This is a genomic window from Sphingomonas sp. GW821-FHT09B04 (assembly GCF_059418285.1).
The window spans coordinates 62,796-80,370 of the sequence record NZ_JBWKPO010000007.1 but is presented as its reverse complement, the minus strand read 5'-3'; the positions used below and the strand labels follow the sequence as shown (position 1 = coordinate 80,370).

The following is a 17,575-nucleotide window of genomic DNA, read 5'->3' as shown; positions in this document are numbered from 1 at the left end:
CTCCGCGCATTGCAGCCGCTATCTATAGGCTGATAGATGAACGGGATGTCGGTCGTGTCTCAACAGACGAGTACAACAGGATGAATCCGTGAGTCTGTCGGAGGTTCGCACGCTCGCCCGCGCTGGCGCGACCGAGGCCGCCTGGGCGCTGTTCGAGAGCGAGCCGCGGCGCGGGATCAACGCGCTCACCCTGAAGGGTCGGCTGCTCAAGGACCGGGCGGCGTCGCAGCACGGCGCTGCCCGCTCCGCGCTGCTCCGCGAGGCGGGGGAAACCTATGCGGAGGCGGCGCGCGCGGCCCCCGCCACCTATCCGCTGATTAACGCGGCAACCTTGTCGTTGCTGGGCGGCGCCCGCGGACGTGCCGCCCAATTGGCTGCCGAAACGCTCGCACTCCTCGAAAGCGGGGCGCATGAGCCCGACACCCGCTATTGGCTCGCAGCGACGCGCGCCGAGGCATTGTTGCTGCTCGACCGCGAGGTCGAGGCACGCGCGGCATTGCGTGAGGCGATTGCCGGAACCCCGCGCGCCTGGGAGGATCACGCGGTCACGCTCCGCCAGTTCCGCCTGATCCTTGCCGAGCAGGACAGGCCGGCGGCGTGGCTCGACGCCTGCCGCCCTCCAGCGCCGATCCATTTCGCCGGGCCAATCGGCATCGCCGCGGACGATATGCGGCTGATGGCTTCGATCGAGGCCGCGATTGCCTCGAACGGCGCGGGCATCGCCGTCGGTGCGCTCGCTGCCGGCTTCGACATCATCGCTGCCGAACTGCTGGTTCGTGCCGGTGCCGAGCTCCATGTGCTGCTGCCGGCCTTGCCGGAGGCATTCGTCGCAGCGTCGGTGATGCCGGCAGGCGATCGCTGGCGCTCGCGGTTCGACGCGTTGCTCGCGCAAGCGGCACAAGTCGAGATTCTCGATCTCTCAGCGGGCCTCAGTGCCGGCGCCGCTGCGCTCGCCGAGGATATGGCGATCGGCTGTGCGGTCCGCAGCGCGCGCCTGCTCGATGCCGATGCGATCCTGCTTCGCCTTGCCGGCAACGGCGCGCCTTTGGGCGCTGACCGGCCCGGAATCCGCCGCGTCGAGGTTCAGGGCGGTACGGCGGGCGCTGGCGGCCTCGACCTGCCCCTGCCCGATCGCGCGATCACGCTGCTGGGCTGCCGACACACCGCCGCAACGCTGCTGACCGAGCGCACCGGCATCCCGGCACAGATCCTTCCAACGGGCGCCGTCTTCGTCCTCGACGACCTCGAGGCGGCTGCGGACATTGCGCTGACGCTGTTCGACACCGCCGAAGCGACGCATGTCGTGCTCGATCATCTCCCGCCTTTTCCGGATGGATCGCCCGATACGAGCGCGATCGAAGCACTGCTCGCGATCCCGGCGCGCAGCTATCCGCTGGCGACCCGATCAGCCGCGCTCGTGCTCGAAGCACGTGGCGCACCTTTCCGGCTTGCACTGGGCGGCGCCAGCGACGGAATCGCGGGGTCGGTGGAATTCTTCAGCCTTTGGCGCGGCGGCTAGATCACCAGATCCGATAGCAGGCGTGGGGAGTTGATCGACAGCATCGCGGCGGTACGGCTGACGATGCCCCGCCGCTCTAGCTCGGCAATCGCGCGTGAGGCGGTTTCGCGCGTGGTCTGCGCCACATGGGCCAGTTCGGCAACGATCGGTGGCGGCGTGATCGCGAGTTCGTTGCCCGCACGCAGTAACAGCTCTGCATAGATTCGGCCCCGCGCCGTTAGTGTCGATCGCGCATCGAGCCTGGCAGTCAGATTCTCAAGTTGTCGCGCGAACGAGGCCGCGAGCGTGGCGCCCAGCTCCGGGTGGCTCGCGGCGAGCCGAGGCAAGTTACCCGAAGCGAAGGCGAGAAGGGTCGAAGCTTCCGTCGCAAGGATGTTGGTGAGCCCGATTGCGGGCCGCGCATATTGTCCAACCCAATCGCCCGGCCCGCACAGCGCAAGTTGACTCGACCTGCCGCTGGCCGAGTTGGATTCGATCTTGATCCTGCCGTCGATCACCAGCCACATCGAGCTGAGCAATTCCCCCTGGCACGCGACCATTTCACGCCGCGCGACGAGCCGCACGCGCGCTTGAGCGGACAACATCGCCGCAACCTCGTCTCCGCAGGAAAGGATCGCCGCCAGTGTTGCGCGGAGATACGCATTGCGTTCCAATCAGCCCTATCCCCCGAGGAAAGCTACCATAGTCCACAGGGTCCCGAAAGCAGCCGCCCAACCCCCAACGCTACCACCGGGACGCCACGCTCAATCCGCCGCGCGCCGGGTAAACAATCCACCCACCCAGCCCAAACCCGCCTGCGCGCCACTCACGGCCGTGCCCAGCACGCGCCCGGGTAGCGCAAGCAGCCCGCGGCCGGTCTGTCGCGCGATTGCCCCGCTCTGCTCCCAGAGCGTCCTGGACAGGATCCTGGCAAGCGTGCCGGTGAGCGAAGCGCGCGTCGCATCGGTGACCGTCACGGTGTTGAGCCAGGGATATTCGGCGGCATGCGTTTGAATCAGATAGGTGCGCAGCCAGTTGAACACCGCAGCGATATCGCCCGCTCCGGTCCCGATGGCCCAGGCGGTGCCATCGTCGGTGGCGATCAACCGCCCCATGTCGAACAGAAAGGTCTGAAACATCTCGTTCAGTGCCCGCTGACGCGCCGGCGCATCGGCATATTCGCCGCCATGGCCCACCGGCGCCGCCGCGATCTGCCTGCCCAGCCTCAGCATGGTCCGGATATATTGCCGCATGCGCGGCAGCGGCTCACCGGGCGCGTGGCCGGGATTGCTCCTGGTCCCCTTGAACTTCGCGACATTGACATGGTCAGGCTGACGCCGGTCGTCCGCGCCCTTGATGATGGGAGCGAGCGGCCGTTCCGCTCCGGCAATCGCGGCGACATAGGGTTTCCGGCTCTGGAGCTTCTCGACCTTACGCTCGCTCTTGGTCATTTCGAGGTCGGCAAGCGAATGCACGCCAAGCTCATGCCCGATCATGGCGACGATCTCACCAACCGAACTGATCGCGATGTACCAGCTCCGGACCTTGATTTCGATCCGCCGGAAGTTGGGATTCTTCCGCGGCAGGAGTTCGGTTTCGGCCGGATTGGTTTCCAGCTTGTTGGGATCCCCGACGATGTAGAGATTGAGCTGGATTTCCTGCCCCACCTCGCCACCCATCCGTCTGAGCGTCTCAAGAACGACGTTCATCTTCGCCGCCTGCGCCGCTGGGGCAGCATCTAACAGGTCCACCCGCATTGCGCGCTGAGCCACCGGCGCAGGGTGCAGCTGCGCTACGTTGATGGGTGGTTGCAGCGTGGTCAGGCTGGATTGGATCGCGGCAAGACGCTGGACATTCGGCGCACGGTTCAGACCGATCCGCAGCGCGCTAAGGTCGGGGGAACGCGCCGCGATAGCCCGGGCGCCAATCGCTTCCGGAACCGGCGGAGCCGATGCATGACGCTGCGTAGCAAGTTCGCCCGACATCGCCCCTCTCCCCGATTGGCCTTACGACATTACAGCAACTTCACGCCCGATACAAAGGCCGGGAAAGTCGACATCCGGCACATCGACGTCATTGGCAGATTTCGAATGCACCGGATCAAATCAACTACCATAGTTTGGCGGCTTCGAATCGGTTCAGTTCGGAGATGATATAGTCCCTGGCGCACCCGATGCGCTTGAATATTGTACTCATTCCACCCGTGAAAGCCTGTTCATGCCGTCGCAGCCGCATAGGGTCGAGCGCTTAAGCTTAAGTGTCGAGATATCGGACCTCGATTCGGCGCTGCGGCTGCGCGCGCGCGCCGAGGATCTCGCCCATCGCCATCTGCCGGAGGTGATCGAGCGGGTGTTCGACGCGCTCGACGTGCCGGATATGCGGATCGAACTTGCGCGGCTCGATCTCGATCTCGGCACCATCGCTGCCGGGCGGCTGGAGGAGGACGCACCTGCGGCGCTCGAGCGCGCGCTTCTCGAAATACTCACCGAAGCGCTGCGGGAAGCGCGCCATGCGGTCGCCCCCGGCAGGCGCGCGGTGCCCGTCTCTACGGGTGCGCTGGAGGATTTCGACACTTATCTCGTCCATGGCGCCCCGCGCTTCCGTGGCAGCGAAGGCTTCGATCCGGCGGAGGCATTCGAGCGCCTGCTCGACACCCAGCCCGACGCGCTGGTGACGATGCTGCGACGGCGCGCGCGGGATCGGCACGCGCTCGACCGGCTGGTGTTGCAGCTCCCGGAAGCCGATCTTCGCGCACTTCTGGCGCGCCTTGCGCCAACCGATGCCGAACTCATCCTCACTTATCAGGCCGAACTGCGCCGGCGCTATCGCAGTATGGCCGCGCCGATCCCCGAGCCTGCACTGCGTCGCACAACCTGGGTGCTGACGCTTGAGTTCCTGCTGCGCGAGCCGGGGACTCAGTTCAACCGCCGCGCTTATGCTGCGCACCTGCTTCGCGGGATCGCCGCCGAACAGGGCATCGCTTATTCTGCGCTACTCGCGCTGATCCGCGACGCGCTCGATCAGGCCCGGCGGCGTGGGCCGGTGGCCGGGTCGCTGCCGGGCGTGCTTGATGCGCTGATCGCGGAGCATGAAGGCGCCGGCCACTCTGGCGACCCTGCAGCAGTCGCGCCCGCGCCTCATTCGGACCGCGACAGCGGGACGCTGCTGCGACGTTTCCGGGACGCGGCCGGTGACCCTGCGGCGCTGGAAGTGCTGGTGTATCAGCTCGCCACGCCGCGCTTCGCCGCGCTGATCGAGCAGCTCGAGCCTGCGCATGCCGCGCTGATTCTCACTTATGTCGCCGGCCTGACCACGCTGCACGACGACGCGCCTTTGATCGCGCTCTCGCATGCCGGGTTCGAGCGCCAGTTGCGGCTGGCCGTGCTGCGTAATCTGCCGCGTAGGGCCGGATCGCAGTTCAAGCGCCGCAGCTGGCTTCAACTGCTATTGCGCCGCCTTGCCGCGGTCGGCGGTGTTTCCCATGCCTTCCTGCTGGAATCATTGACAGCGGCGCTTGCGGTGCTTCGCCGCCGGTTGCCGCCGGAAGGCGCGCTGCCCGCAGCGGTTGCGGCGCTGATGGCGGATGTGCCGGTGTCCGGCGATCCGTCGTCCGCAAGCAACCTGAATGGTCTCGACGCATTGGTCTCGCGGCTGCGCCGTCACCGGGCCGACGAGCCTGCGCTCACGACGCTGATCCGGAGCATGACAGCAGAAACGTTCAAGGCGGTGGTCCGGAAACTTCAGCCCCGTCACGCCGCGCTGCTGCTGAACGACATCGCAGCGCTAGTCGCGCTTCAGGACCGGCATGAGCTTGCCGCACTTTCGGCGGGCGCGTTCGAAACGCATCTCCGGGTGATCGCGATACGCTGGCTGCTGCGCGACCCGCCGCCATTCCGCCACGCGGACTGGGCGGCGCATCTCTCGAACGAACTGGCAAGCGCCGCGCGGATCGACCCTGCACGTTTCTCGAAGCTGGTTGCCCATGCCCGCGATGACGGCGCGATGAAGGAATTCCGCGGCGACCCAGCCACGCTTGCGCGCGAAATCGAGGATGGCGGCCCCGGTAGCACCGAGTTGCTCCGTCGCCTGGCGCGGGACCCGGCGCTGCTGATGCGGGTGACCCGGACGATGCGCAAGGACGGGATAGCAGCAGCGCTGACGCGGTTCGGCGTCGCTGGTGCCGCAGCCGCCGACGACCTCGCATTGCTCGCGGATCGACATGCGCAGGCCGCACTGGCCGATCTTGATGCCACGGCGTTCCGAAGCCTGACCGCGGCCCTCGCCATCACCGTGCTGGCGAATGGCGAGCGCTTCCGCCGCGCCAACCTGCGCCGACAGCTTCTGGAAGGAATTGCGCGGCATCAGGGTCAGTCCGTGCTCGAAATCGGCAGCTGGCGGCAACTGGAACGCAAGCCAGACCCGCCCCTCCCATCGGAGATGGCCAGGCCCGATCCGCTGGCCCTTGCCGAGCAGTTCCTGCGCGCGGGCACGCCCTCTGCTCAGGGATCCTATCTTATTCAGGCGGCCACGCAGAACCCGTCGGGCTTCGCCGCATTGCTTCGCCGGCTGACGGTAGCAGCGTCGGGCGAAACCGGATCGCTTGTGGGGCGCCTGCTCGCGTGGATGCTGCCCGAGGAGATTGTGTTGGCGCTGCTGCCGGATTCCGCGGATCACGCGACGGGCTGGGCGGCGCGGCTCGCCGACATGCCGGGCGAAAGCATGGCGAGCGCGTGGACGCGGGTGCTCGATGCGGTGTTGCGCGGTGAGGCTCTCGATTCCGCCGTCCCGCCCGCGCCCGGCGAACGCCACGACCGTCTCGCATTGCTTCGTCACTGGCTTGAACACGGCAGGCTCGTCTGGTGGGCGCCACCGGACACGCGGATCGAGCTGCTGCTCGTCTGTCTCGCAGAGGCACCGGCGCCCGAGCTCCAGCGGCTGTTCGGCGATGCCGATGCCGACGAGGTCGCAGTTCGCCTGCAACGCGCGGCCGACCGGCTGAAAGCGGCTGCGAGGATAAGGCTTTTCGAAAAGCTTGCGCCATGGGCATTCGCGCCCGCGGGGCCGCTTGCGACCCTTTCGGCCGATCTCGCCGGCGGTACCCTCGACGACGCCCAGATCCGCGCAATAGCCGCGGCCATCGTCGGCGCCCCCATCGACGGGCGCCAGCTTACCAAACCGCTGCCCACCCCGAAGGCCGGACCCGAGCCGGAGCGGATGCCGCCCGCGGCCCCGACGGACCGGGCGGCGCTGTTCGGCTGGCTGTCCGGCAGCGGCCCTGCGAACCCGCCCCGCTTTGCGCACTGGCTGCGCCTGCTCGCCACACTGGCCGACCGCGGCGACCCCGCGCTCGATGCCGCGCTGCGCGACGCGCTGGCCCGGCCCGAAGCCAGAGCACGCTGGGCGGCAGCAATGCCCGAGGAGATTTTCGCGCGCGTCATCCATCGACTTGCACCGGCGCGGGCACGATTCCTGCTCGACGCGGCCGCGATCCTCGCCGCGGCCTGGCGACAGATGACGCCATCCGCCGCGGGTGGCGCGACAGCCGCGACCCTCCGCGCGAGCCTGCTGGCGATGCTGGTGGAAGGGAATCTGCCACCGCCACGCGTCGCACTCGACCGGTTGATCGCGTCCTTGCCCGGACACCCGTCGCCGATCGCGACCCGCACACGCGCGGCGGAGCTTGCGCGCAGCGGCGGCTATGTCAATGTCCTGGCCGTGCTCAGCCAACCGCCCGAAGCGAAACCGTCGCGTCCGCCCGCGGCCCGCGAAGCCGCAGCAGACAAGACCCGGCTGCCCGAGCCGCAGGCCGGCGACCATCTCTATCTCGCGAACGCCGGGCTGGTGTTGTTCAACCCGTTCCTTCCGCGCTTCTTCGAGCGGATCGGGGTGCTGACGCCGGACGCGCAAGGGGTGCCGCGCGTCATGGGGATCGAAGCGGCATCGCGTGCCGTCCATATGCTGCAATATCTGGTCGATGAGCGCTGCGACGCGCCCGAGCCTGAACTCGCGCTCAACAAGCTGCTGAGCGGCGTTCCCGCCGCTGCGCCCATCGCACGCGCGATCGAACTCACCGACGCCGACCGCCTGCTTTGCGACGAGTTGACCCGCGCGGTGATCGCCAACTGGCCGATCATCAGGAACACCTCGCCCGCAGGATTACGCGAGACCTTCCTCCAGCGCGAGGGCCGTCTCAGGCGCGAAGCGGACCGCTGGACCCTCAATGTCCAGCGCAAGACGCTCGACGTGCTGGTCGACCAGATCCCGTGGAGCCTTGCCCTGATCTATCATCGCTGGATGGCGGAGCCTGTACATGTCGACTGGTGAGGCCCAACCGATGCTGCACGAGATTCCGCGCCCGGAACCGACGATCGATCGCGAACTCGCCTGGCTTGAGCAGGTGGTTCAGCATCGCTTCGCTTTGTATCAGGGCGATGGCAGCGCGATAACCGCGGACCTTCCTGCGCCGCCCGACCTGACCGGCGGCACCGATTCCTTCGCGCAAATCCTGCGCGATCTCGCGCTTGACCCGCGCGAACGCCTGGTGCTGGCGCTCGCGCTGGCGCCGCACGCCGCGCCCGAACTGCTCGATCCGTTCCTGCTCCAGAACCAGGCGACCGGTCGCCGGTTCACCGAGTTCGGCGGCGTCCTCGCCCAGTCCCATGCCGGCTTCCTGCCCAGCGTCGAGACCGCGTTGTTCCTGCTTGCCGGCGGCAACCGGAGGGAGCGCAGCCACGCCCGCGCGCTGTTCGCACCGGAGCATCGGCTGATCGCATCGGGCATCGTGTCGATCGACCATCGGCACCCTGAGGAACCACCGGCCTCTGCGCTGTTGCAGCTGTCACGCGAATATGTCGAACGCCTGCTCACCGGCGACGACTATGTCTTTCGGCCCGGCGAGCACTTCCCGGCCGAGCCGGTCACGACCCGCCTCGAATGGCAGGACCTGGTGATCGATCCGGCCACGCTCGCGCAGGTCGACATGATCGGCGCGTGGATCCGCCATTCGCAGACCCTACTCGACGACTGGGGCCTCGCCCACCGGCTGAAGCCGGGTTACCGCTGCCTTTTCTACGGAAGCCCGGGCACGGGAAAGACGCTGACCGCCTGTCTGCTCGGCAAACACCATGGCCTACCCGTTTATCGCGTCGATCTGTCGCGCGTCGTTTCCAAATGGATTGGCGAGACCGAGAAGAACCTCGCCGGGCTGTTCGACCAGGCGCAGAATCGCAACTGGATTCTGTTCTTCGACGAGGCCGAAGCCCTGTTCGGCAAACGCACCGAGGCCAGCAGCGCCAACGACCGGGCGGCGAACCAGCAGATCGCCTATCTGCTCCAGCGGCTCGAGGATTTCCCCGGTCTGGTGATCCTTTCGACCAATGTGCGCAGTCATATGGACGAGGCATTCGCCCGCCGCTTCCAGTCGACGATCCTGTTCCCGATGCCGGACGCCCCCTCGCGGCTGCGGTTGTGGCGCGACATGTTCGAAACCGGAAGGTTCGCGCTGGCACCCGATGTCGATTTCGAGACGCTCGCCGCCGATCACGAGCTCGCCGGCGGAGCGATCGTCAACGTACTGCGCCACGCCTGCCTGCTGGCGGTGTCCCGCAAACCACAACGAGTCGAACTCGCGGATATCATGAGTGGAATCCGCGAGGAGCTGCGCAAGGAAGGCCGTTATCTCGGACACTGACTTGCAGTCATCACCTGTATTACAAATAAACGACCAGCACTGACGTCCTCTCGACTTCAGATTCGATGAAGTACGCCCGACGCCGGTTGGTTAAGACCAAGTTGGTTCCTTTTGTCTCTTGCGACTCTTCAGGTCATATGCAAACCATCATGATATGGCGAGCATCCGCGGAGTCCTTGAGGTAATCCGCAAGCTCGCAAATGAGTATATGCAGAATCTAGATCGTCGCGGGGACGATTGGGTTGTCCTTACAAGTTCGGTTTATCACGATGGTTCGGTGAGCGAATCCATCCGTGATAAGGTCGTTATGACCCTGTACAATATAACGCGTGAGAATGTTGTTAGTACGTACACGCCGACAAAAGGAGGACCGGACAGCTTCGCTGTCGTTCAGCCACCAATATACATAGACCTTCATTTGGTATTTATGGCCAATTTCTCCGGGCATAATTACCCGGATGGGCTGTCCGCCATTTCCGGTATCATTTCGTTCTTTCAGCAGAACCCATGGTTCACGCAAGCAAATGCGCCTGATCTGGGACCTGAGATCGACAAGATAACGCTGGAATTGTCCAGCATAGACCCAGTTGAAGTCAATTATATCATGAGCATGTTAGGCACACGGTATTTGCCAAGCGTATTTTACAAGCTGAGGATGCTGCAATTTGCATCCCCGGCGATGCAAGCACGCGCCTATCCTGTCAGCGGCGGCGGAATTTCGGAAGCTCCCGAGTCGGATATGCAACCATGAGCGGTGGCATCGGACCGGCATCGCGCTCGTTCACTTATGCCCCTCCGCGCCTTTCGAACCGCTACCAGCGACTGCTCAGCGTAATCTTCACCCATAATTACTATACTCAGAACCAGGGCCTCTGCGCGGACTTCGACGTGGTCCCCACCGAAGCGACATCGCAGTTGATGGCCTCGCTCGGTCTGATCCTCAGGAATGAGGGCACCGGCTTCAGCGTCCTCTACCAGCCCGCCGATCTCGACAATCTGATCGGATATCTGCGGCGCGAAGCACAGAACCCCGAAGCACAGACCGGCTTCTGGACGCGCATGACGTTCCTGTTGCTGCTCAACAACCCCGCGTTCGTCGGCGTCACCGCGCTGCCGATCCAGACCAAACAGTCGCTGGTCAACCTGTTCGGGTGCAATCTGCAGGCGCATGACGGCGAGTCAGAGGGGGCCCCCGGTCCGACCGTCGCGATGCTCGCGCAGGGCCAGTTCATGGGGGGAGACGCGCTTCGCGACGTGGTCAACGGCGAAGTCACGCTGGTGGTGCCGCCAGCGACCCATCGGGTGATCGTCACCGATCTTTCGGGGAAGATCGTCCTCCCGTCGCCCGGCGCCGATGATGTAACGCTCTTCGATGGCGCCACGCCGGCCTCCCCGAAGCGCGCCTGGCTCGACTTCACTTCGCTCCCCAATGATTATTATACGATCTCGCTCGAGGCCGAGGGCGGCGAGCCGATCGGGAACGCCATTTACCCGCGCGAAGTGCTCTATGTCCCTTCGGGTGGCGACAGCATGGTCCTGCTCGACTTTCTGTTCACCCAGCCCGAGCCCGACAGCGGTGGAATCTATCCGATTCCGCCGCTCTTTCACGCCGATCCCCGGCCCGCCGAACTCGATCGCCTGATCTATCGGCTCGCGTTCGACGCGCGCGAAACCTACTGGCAATATTATGTCGTGTCACAGGTCCCCGGCTCACGGCTGCGGGACGTAGAGATCAGCGGACCGGGCGCCGAGTTCGAGGCGGAGCCGGATCCCGTGCGCCTGCCCAACGGCTCGTTCGCCACGCTGTTCACCACTGATACGCCGCTCCCGCTTCGCGAGAAATCGGCTCAACGCTTCCGTCTCGACGGTCTCCGGCGCGACGCCAGCGGCCGCGAAAATGCGATCTCTGTGGCACGGTTGCCGGTGGCGCCGGCTGTGCCGGTCTGGCCAGGTCCAGTTGGTGAGAGTGCGACGGGGACGTCGGAGATGTTCGTTTATGTCTGAACCGGTGGCCTACGCCGCCCAACCGTGAAGGAAGCAAAGCTATGGCTACGTCGCTCACGAAGGACCGCAAGACGCCGGGTGTCTATGTAACCGAGTTTTCCGCCTTCCCGCCGTCCGTCGTCGGCGTGGCCACCGCGGTTCCGATCTTCATCGGCTATACCGAAACCGCCAGAGATCCGTCGAACAACAAGCAGATGTATCTGCAGGCGGTGCCGATCAGCTCGATGGCCGATTACTACAATTATTTCGGCTATGGCTACAGCGCCAACGGCGTCGTGCAGGCGCAGGGCACCGCATCCACCTATGACTTCCAGGCCAACTCCAACAACGGCACCACGACGAGCGCGGTGACCTATCTGGTCGGAACCTCGTCGCTGACCCCCGGCAATCTGGCGTTCGTCTCGCAGTTCAATCTGTTTGCGGCGATGCAGCTCTTCTACGCCAATGGCGGCGGCGATTGCTTCGTCATTTCCGTCAAGAATTACTGGGGCAACCGGACCGTCGATCCGACACCGGCCGAAGACCCGACCACCGTCGCCGCGCAGGATCTGCTCGACGGCCTGACCGTCGCCAACGACACGCGCGGCGGGACAATGCTGGTGGTGCCCGATGCCTGCCTGCTCGTGAACACGACAACCGAGACCGACGCTGAAACCAACGTCTCGACCACGACCTATACCTATCCCGACTATCAGCCAGTCGCCTATGAAATGCTGCGGCAATCCTACACGCTGCAGGATCGCGTCGCGATCCTCGACATGCCGGGCGCGCTCGTTCCCGCCAACTGGACCTATCCGACGATGAAGGTGCAGGCTCAGGAATTCTACAACCTGATCTCGGCCGCCTCGCCCTTCTTCAGCTACGGCACCTGCTATGGCCCGGCGCTTGAATCGTCGCTGCTGTCCAAGTCCGATGTGACCTATGCCAACCTGGCCGACAGCGCCAATTTGATGAACAACCTGCTGACGACGGAGGCGCTGAAACTCTATCCGTCCCCTACGGAAGACGGCACGGTCAATTATACCGACAAGTTCCTCGACGTCGCCGCGCATATCGCCGCGGCTTTCCCGGTCGTGGGGACACCGACCCCGACGCCCAGCACCAAGCCGGCCGACGTCACCGGCACGGTCGGCACTGCACCCGATACGCTGCTGGTCTCGCTGGCCAGCACGCTCTTCACCATGCCGGCGGAGCCCACGGCCGAACAGATCACCTCGCTCGACCAGTATCTGCTCAACGCGGTGCCGCTGCTCAGCAACATCCAGCAGATCCTTGCCGACAAGCTCAACGTCGTGCCGCCGAGCGGGATCATGGCGGGAATATGGGCGCTCAACGATGCTCAGCGCGGCGTCTGGAACGCGCCGGCCAATTTCGCGCTGAACGAGATTGTCGAGCCGAAGGTCCCGCTGAGCGACGACCAGCAGGGCGATTTCAACGTACCGCTCAACGGCAATGCGATCGACATTCTGCGATCGATGGTCAACCGCGGCACCGTGGTCTGGGGCGCGCGGACACTCGACGGCAACAGCGCCGACTATCGCTATATCCAGGTCCGCCGGACGCTGGTCTATATCGAACAGTCGATCAAACAGGCGCTCAACCAGTTCGTCTTCGCTCCCAATGACGGCGGCACCTGGGCGACCGTCGTCGCGACGATCTCGAACTTCCTGACCCAGCTTTGGCAGGCCGGCGGTCTGATGGGCGACAAGGCGAGCGACGCCTTCACCGTCAAATGCGGCGTGCCGACAACAATGAGCGGGCTCGACGTGCTCAACGGCTACATGATCGTCAACGTCACGGTTCAGATGATCCACCCGGCTGAGTTCATCGAGCTGACCTTCACCCAGACGATGCAGGGCGTCTGATCGCGAGGCTCGCGATCGAACGCATTTCTCCAACGGTTTCCAATGACAGGAGCGCATGATGGCAGGCGAAGTAGAAGACGCTGTATGGCCGCTACCGAAATTCTATTTCACGGTTGCCGGCTTTCCTTCGGGCACGGTCAGCTTCCAGGAAGTGACCGGGCTCAGCACCGAAAACACGCCGATCGAATATCGCCATGGCGACAGCCCCAGTTTCTATCCGATCAAGATGCCCGGGCTGGGCAAGGTCGGAAACGTCACGCTGCGCAAGGGCATCTTCGTCAACGACACGGCGCTGTGGGACTGGTTCAACCAGATCAAACTCAACACGATCGCGCGCCAGACGGTGGTGGTCAGCCTGCTCGATGAGACCGCCGCGCCAAAGATGGTGTGGACGCTCAACAATGCCTTTCCGATCAAGGTCACCGGCACCGACCTCAAGTCCGAAGGCAATGAAGTCGCGGTCGAGAGCCTCGATATCGCATTCGAGACGATGGTCATCTCGGCACCCTAGTGGCCGCGAATGTCTATACCCCGCCACCGGCATTCTCGTTCACGGTGACGGTGGCGGGGAGCGGCACCGCCTTGCAGTTGTTGAGCGGTGCCGACGCCAGCTTCCAGGAAGTGTCGGGGGTCGAGGCGAAGATCGAGGTCGAGACGGTGAAGGAAGGCGGCGAGAACCGCTACGCGCACCAGCTTCCCGGGGTTACCAGCTCGCCCAATCTGGTACTCAAGCGCGGCTATGTCACCGAGCCGTCCTTCCTGTCGGAATGGGCAGCGCAGACCGTCGGCTCGACGCTCAATCAACCGATCCTGACGCAGACTCTGGTCGTCATGCTGCTCGGCCCTGAACGTTTCCCGCTGGTAGCATGGAGCTTCGACCGGGCGTGGCCGGTCCGCTGGGTCACCGGCCCGTTCGATTCGCTCAAGAACCAGTATCTGACCGAAACGCTCGAATTCTCGTACGCGGCCGTCACGCGCATGCCCATGAACGAAGCGGTGACCATGGTGCCGGCGGTCTCAGCACTCATCGGCTATTAGGGGAACATCACGCACCATGGCGCTGCACCTCAGCGAGATCGCCATTCGGATGGCCATCGGCGAAGCCACAGGGCCGGGTAGACCGGCTGCGCCCGATATCGATGCCTCATCGCCGGCCGGACTCACCGACGCGCAACGCGAAGCGCTGGTCCAGGAATGCGTGCGCAATGTGCTCGCAACGCTCAATCTGATGGAGCGGCGCTGAGATGAGCTCGGGCAGCCTCGAACATCTGGTGATCACCGCCTATTCGGATGCGCAATATAACAGCCAGACGGGCGCCCCCTTCACCGTCTGGATCAACCCCGCCAGCTACACACACGACTATTCGATCGCCTACGCCGACCGCCAGGCCCCCGGCAGCCCGGGCGCTTCGCCCGAATATGATCGTGTAGGGCAGGAGGTAATCACGTTCGATCTGGTGTTCGACGCAACCGGCGTGATCCCCCCGCCAATCCCCGGAACCCCGCTGCCGAGCGACGGGGTCGCGGGGCTGATCGATAGTTTCGTCAAGCTGGTGGCCACGGTGAACGGCGTCATCCACCGCCCCAACTATCTCAAACTGTCCTGGGCGCAGCTGCAATTCCAGTGCGTGCTGAGCAGGCTCAAGATCAACTACACATTGTTCAAGCCCGACGGCACGCCGATCCGCGCCAAGGTGTCCACGACCTTCCTGTCCTATGCCAGCGAGAAGCAACTCGCGGCCGAGGCCAACATGGAGTCGCCGGATATGAGTCATCTGGTGACGGTGGTGGCAGGCGACACGCTTCCCGCGCTCTGCCACCGTATCTACGGCTCCAGCACCTATTATCTGCGTGTCGCCGCCTTCAACGGACTGCCCGGTTTCCGCCAGTTGCACCCCGGTATGCAGCTGGTGTTCCCGCCCATGACCCGCGCAGAGGCCGCAGCATGACCGCCCCCTCCCCCACTCAGACCGCCGGCGCGCTGATCGCGGTCAGGATCACCGCGAACGGCAGCGAGCTCGACCATGCCTATCAGGTCATCTCGATCGATATCTGGACCGGCGTCAACAAGCTCCCTCAGGCGCGACTCGTCATCTCCGACGGCAACCCTTCGGATGCGACCTTCCCGATCAGCGAGACCGATCAGCTGATCCCGGGCAAGACGGTAAAGATCGCGCTGGGCTATGATCAGGAGGAGGTCGAGGTCTTTTCGGGGCTGATCTACCGTCAGGGTCTTCAGGTCACACAGGACGGACCATCGCGCCTGATCGTCGAAGCCACGGACAAGGCGATGGCGATGACGCTCGCGCGCAAGAATGCGATCTTCGAGAAGATGACCGACAGCGACGTCATCAAGAAGCTGATCGGCGAGGCGGGACTCAAGGCCGAAGTCAGTACCACCTCTCCGGTCCAGCCATCGATCGTCCAATATTATGCCAGCGACTGGGACCTGATGCTGATCCGGGCGCAGCTCAACGGCATGGTCGTGATCGTCGCGGACGGTAAGGTGACGGTGGCGCCGCCCGACATGAGCAGCCCGCCCGTACTGACGCTCGGCTACGGCGAATCGATCCTCGATTTCCGCGCCGCAATGGACGCCTCGACCCAATATACAGCGGACTCGATCCAGAGCACGGCATGGGACCCGGCCACACAGGCGCTCGCGGTATCCGGCAAGGCAAGCGCCAGCGACAATGATCTGGGCAATCTGTCATCGGATCAGCTCGCGCAGGTCTTTGGCATCGCGCGCTATCCGCAGCAAACCGCCGGAACGCTCCAGCCGGCGGACCTCACCGACTGGTCCTCGGCCGAACTGCTCAAGGCACGGCTCGCCAAGATCCGCGGCGAGATCCGCTTTCAGGGCAGCCCGCTTCCCAAGCCCGGCTGCACGGTCGAACTCGAAGGACTGGGCGGCCGGTTCAATGGCACCGCCTATGTTTCGGGCGTCCATCAGCACACCTCGAACGGGGAGTGGATGACGCATGTCGAGATCGGGCTTTCTCCCCAATGGTTCGCCGCCACCGCATCCGAAATCTCCGCCCCCGGCGCCGCGGGTCTGTTGCCGCCTATCTCCAATTTGCAGACCGGCATCGTACTCAAGATCGATGGCGATCCGGATGGCGAGTTCCGCGTTCAGGTCCAGTTGCCGCTGCTTCAGGCGGGCACGCTTGGCGTCTGGGCGCGACTGGGAAGCTTTTACGCATCCAATCAGTTCGGCGCGGAATTCTATCCCGAGATCGGCGACGAGGTCGTGGTCGCGTTCATGGACGGCGACCCGCGTTTCCCGGTGATCGTCGGCAGCCTCTACAGCAAGAAGAACCCGCCGCCGGTCACCCCCGACGCCAAGAACAACCAGAAGACGATCGTCACCAAATCCAAACTGCGCATCGATTTCTTTGAGGAAGAGAAGATCATCGAGATCTCGACGCCCGGCAAGCAGAGCATCCGCCTGGACGACAAGGTTGGAGAGGTCGTGATCAAGGACAAGGCCGGCAGCACCATCACGATGGCGAGCAGCGGCGTCACCATCGACAGCGCCGCCAAGCTGACGCTCAACGCCAAGACTGACGTGGCGATCACTGCTCAGGGCAAGGTGTCGATCAAGGGCACCGCCGGGGTCGATATCGCCGGCCTGACGATCAAGGCCAACGCCGATACCAGTTTCGCCGCTCAGGGATCGGCGGAGGCCAAGCTCGTGTCCAGCGGCATGGTCACCGTTCAGGGCGGCATGGTGAAGATCAATTGACCCGTTTGCAGGAGCCGCTTCGATGCCCCCCGCCGCGCGCGTGACGGACTTCCACGCCTGTCCGATGGTGACACCGGGCGTGCCACCGATACCGCATGTTGGTGGCCCGATCACCGGTCCCGGCATGCCGAACGTTCTGATTGGCGGTCTGCCCGCAGCGTGTCTCGGCGATCTGTGCGTGTGTGTCGGGCCCCCCGATTCGGTCATCAAGGGATCGGCGACCGTGCAGATCGGCGGTCGCCCCGCCGCACGGATGGGCGACAGCACCGCGCATGGGGGCACGATCACGCTCGGCCTGCCGACCGTATTGATCGGGGGCTAGGCGATGGCCGAAGAAATCGACACGTCGACCGCCTTTCTCGGCACCGGCTGGAGCTTTCCGCCGACGTTCGATCCGCACCGGATTCCGGCCACGGTGGTGATGTCGAGCGGGGAGTCCAATATCAGACAATGCCTCTGGGTGTTGTTCTCGACCAGCATGGGTGAGCGGATCATGGCCGCAACCTATGGCACCAACCTGCGCCTCAAAGTGTTCGACGCGCTCACCCAGACGCTGATCAACGACATCCGCTCGCTGATCCTCAAGGCCATTCTCGATTGGGAGCCACGGATCGACGTCACGCGCGTCGATGTGACACCCGTCGATCCCGTATCGGGCGAAGTGCTGATCTCGGTCGACTATATCGTCCGCCAGACCAACGCGCGCAGCAATCTGGTCTATCCGTTCTACCTGAACGAAGCCACGCTCGCGCCGCCCGAGATGTAGGGCGATC

15 protein-coding genes are annotated in these 17,575 nt (G+C 64.6%); 13 read left to right on the top strand and 2 right to left on the bottom strand.

Annotated elements, in window-relative coordinates; all coding sequences use genetic code 11:
- Positions 1 to 88: 88 nt before the first annotated feature.
- On the top strand, positions 89 to 1,519 hold the full coding sequence (locus AC07NK_RS19675) for a tetratricopeptide repeat-containing protein (RefSeq protein WP_495172325.1): 1,431 nt from the start codon (positions 89 to 91) through the stop codon (positions 1,517 to 1,519).
- Here AC07NK_RS19675 and AC07NK_RS19670 read toward each other — a convergent pair.
- Positions 1,516 to 2,172, bottom strand: a complete 657-nt coding sequence (locus AC07NK_RS19670) for a Crp/Fnr family transcriptional regulator (RefSeq protein WP_495172324.1) — start codon at positions 2,170 to 2,172, stop codon at positions 1,516 to 1,518. The genes AC07NK_RS19675 and AC07NK_RS19670 overlap by 4 nt on opposite strands.
- 90 nt (positions 2,173 to 2,262) lie before the next feature.
- Positions 2,263 to 3,207 (bottom strand): hypothetical protein, encoded by a 945-nt coding sequence (locus AC07NK_RS19665; protein ID WP_495172323.1) that lies wholly within the window; start codon positions 3,205 to 3,207, stop codon positions 2,263 to 2,265.
- A gap of 508 nt (positions 3,208 to 3,715) precedes the next feature.
- On the opposite strand from AC07NK_RS19665, the gene AC07NK_RS19660 reads away from it, so the two are divergent.
- The 12 genes from AC07NK_RS19660 to AC07NK_RS19605 all read left to right on the top strand — a co-directional run bounded on the left by AC07NK_RS19660 (position 3,716) and on the right by AC07NK_RS19605 (position 17,568).
- On the top strand, positions 3,716 to 7,822 hold the full coding sequence (locus AC07NK_RS19660) for a contractile injection system tape measure protein (protein WP_495172322.1): 4,107 nt from the start codon (positions 3,716 to 3,718) through the stop codon (positions 7,820 to 7,822).
- Positions 7,809 to 9,188 carry an ATP-binding protein gene (locus AC07NK_RS19655; RefSeq protein ID WP_495172321.1) on the top strand — a complete coding sequence of 460 codons (1,380 nt, stop codon included), beginning with the start codon at positions 7,809 to 7,811 and terminating at the stop codon, positions 9,186 to 9,188. The genes AC07NK_RS19660 and AC07NK_RS19655 overlap by 14 nt, the downstream gene beginning before the upstream one ends.
- Before the next feature lie 154 nt (positions 9,189 to 9,342).
- Positions 9,343 to 9,939, top strand: coding sequence for a Pvc16 family protein (locus AC07NK_RS19650; RefSeq protein ID WP_495172320.1), 597 nt, complete (start codon positions 9,343 to 9,345; stop codon positions 9,937 to 9,939).
- Positions 9,936 to 11,192 (top strand): hypothetical protein, encoded by a 1,257-nt coding sequence (locus AC07NK_RS19645; protein ID WP_495172319.1) that lies wholly within the window; start codon positions 9,936 to 9,938, stop codon positions 11,190 to 11,192. Before AC07NK_RS19650 ends, AC07NK_RS19645 begins: the two co-directional genes overlap by 4 nt.
- A gap of 41 nt (positions 11,193 to 11,233) precedes the next feature.
- A complete protein-coding gene (locus AC07NK_RS19640; protein ID WP_495172318.1) occupies positions 11,234 to 13,057 on the top strand; it encodes a phage tail sheath family protein in 1,824 nt (607 codons plus the stop codon).
- Between the two features lie 58 nt (positions 13,058 to 13,115).
- Entirely contained in the window at positions 13,116 to 13,568 is a 453-nt protein-coding gene (locus AC07NK_RS19635; RefSeq protein WP_495172317.1) for a phage tail protein, read from the top strand.
- Complete coding sequence (locus tag AC07NK_RS19630) at positions 13,568 to 14,095, top strand: phage tail protein (RefSeq protein ID WP_495172316.1); 528 nt, start codon at positions 13,568 to 13,570, stop codon at positions 14,093 to 14,095. The genes AC07NK_RS19635 and AC07NK_RS19630 overlap by 1 nt, the downstream gene beginning before the upstream one ends.
- 16 nt (positions 14,096 to 14,111) lie before the next feature.
- Entirely contained in the window at positions 14,112 to 14,300 is a 189-nt protein-coding gene (locus AC07NK_RS19625) for a DUF5908 family protein (protein WP_495172315.1), read from the top strand.
- A 1-nt stretch (position 14,301) separates the two neighbouring features.
- A complete protein-coding gene (locus AC07NK_RS19620; protein WP_495172314.1) occupies positions 14,302 to 15,006 on the top strand; it encodes a CIS tube protein in 705 nt (234 codons plus the stop codon).
- Positions 15,003 to 16,802: a type VI secretion system tip protein VgrG gene (gene vgrG, locus AC07NK_RS19615; protein ID WP_495172313.1), complete on the top strand. Its 1,800-nt coding sequence runs from the start codon at positions 15,003 to 15,005 to the stop codon at positions 16,800 to 16,802. The genes AC07NK_RS19620 and vgrG overlap by 4 nt, the downstream gene beginning before the upstream one ends.
- A 22-nt stretch (positions 16,803 to 16,824) precedes the next feature.
- Positions 16,825 to 17,124: a PAAR domain-containing protein gene (locus AC07NK_RS19610; RefSeq protein ID WP_495172312.1), complete on the top strand. Its 300-nt coding sequence runs from the start codon at positions 16,825 to 16,827 to the stop codon at positions 17,122 to 17,124.
- Positions 17,125 to 17,127: 3 nt separating this feature from the next.
- Positions 17,128 to 17,568: a GPW/gp25 family protein gene (locus tag AC07NK_RS19605; RefSeq protein WP_495172311.1), complete on the top strand. Its 441-nt coding sequence runs from the start codon at positions 17,128 to 17,130 to the stop codon at positions 17,566 to 17,568.
- Positions 17,569 to 17,575: the final 7 nt, after the last annotated feature.

Bases quoted from the DNA above. Each gene is read 5' to 3' on its own strand.
- AC07NK_RS19625 (WP_495172315.1), top strand. From the start codon at position 14,112: ATGGCGCTGCACCTCAGCGAGATCGCCATTCGGATGGCCATCGGCGAA.
- AC07NK_RS19610 (WP_495172312.1), top strand. From the start codon at position 16,825: ATGCCCCCCGCCGCGCGCGTGACGGACTTCCACGCCTGTCCGATGGTG.
- AC07NK_RS19655 (WP_495172321.1), top strand. From the start codon at position 7,809: ATGTCGACTGGTGAGGCCCAACCGATGCTGCACGAGATTCCGCGCCCG.
- AC07NK_RS19640 (WP_495172318.1), top strand. From the start codon at position 11,234: ATGGCTACGTCGCTCACGAAGGACCGCAAGACGCCGGGTGTCTATGTA.
- AC07NK_RS19605 (WP_495172311.1), top strand. From the start codon at position 17,128: ATGGCCGAAGAAATCGACACGTCGACCGCCTTTCTCGGCACCGGCTGG.
- AC07NK_RS19620 (WP_495172314.1), top strand. From the start codon at position 14,302: ATGAGCTCGGGCAGCCTCGAACATCTGGTGATCACCGCCTATTCGGAT.
- AC07NK_RS19660 (WP_495172322.1), top strand. From the start codon at position 3,716: ATGCCGTCGCAGCCGCATAGGGTCGAGCGCTTAAGCTTAAGTGTCGAG.
- AC07NK_RS19635 (WP_495172317.1), top strand. From the start codon at position 13,116: ATGGCAGGCGAAGTAGAAGACGCTGTATGGCCGCTACCGAAATTCTAT.
- AC07NK_RS19665 (WP_495172323.1), bottom strand. From the start codon at position 3,207: ATGAACGTCGTTCTTGAGACGCTCAGACGGATGGGTGGCGAGGTGGGG.
- AC07NK_RS19650 (WP_495172320.1), top strand. From the start codon at position 9,343: ATGGCGAGCATCCGCGGAGTCCTTGAGGTAATCCGCAAGCTCGCAAAT.
- AC07NK_RS19645 (WP_495172319.1), top strand. From the start codon at position 9,936: ATGAGCGGTGGCATCGGACCGGCATCGCGCTCGTTCACTTATGCCCCT.
- vgrG (WP_495172313.1), top strand. From the start codon at position 15,003: ATGACCGCCCCCTCCCCCACTCAGACCGCCGGCGCGCTGATCGCGGTC.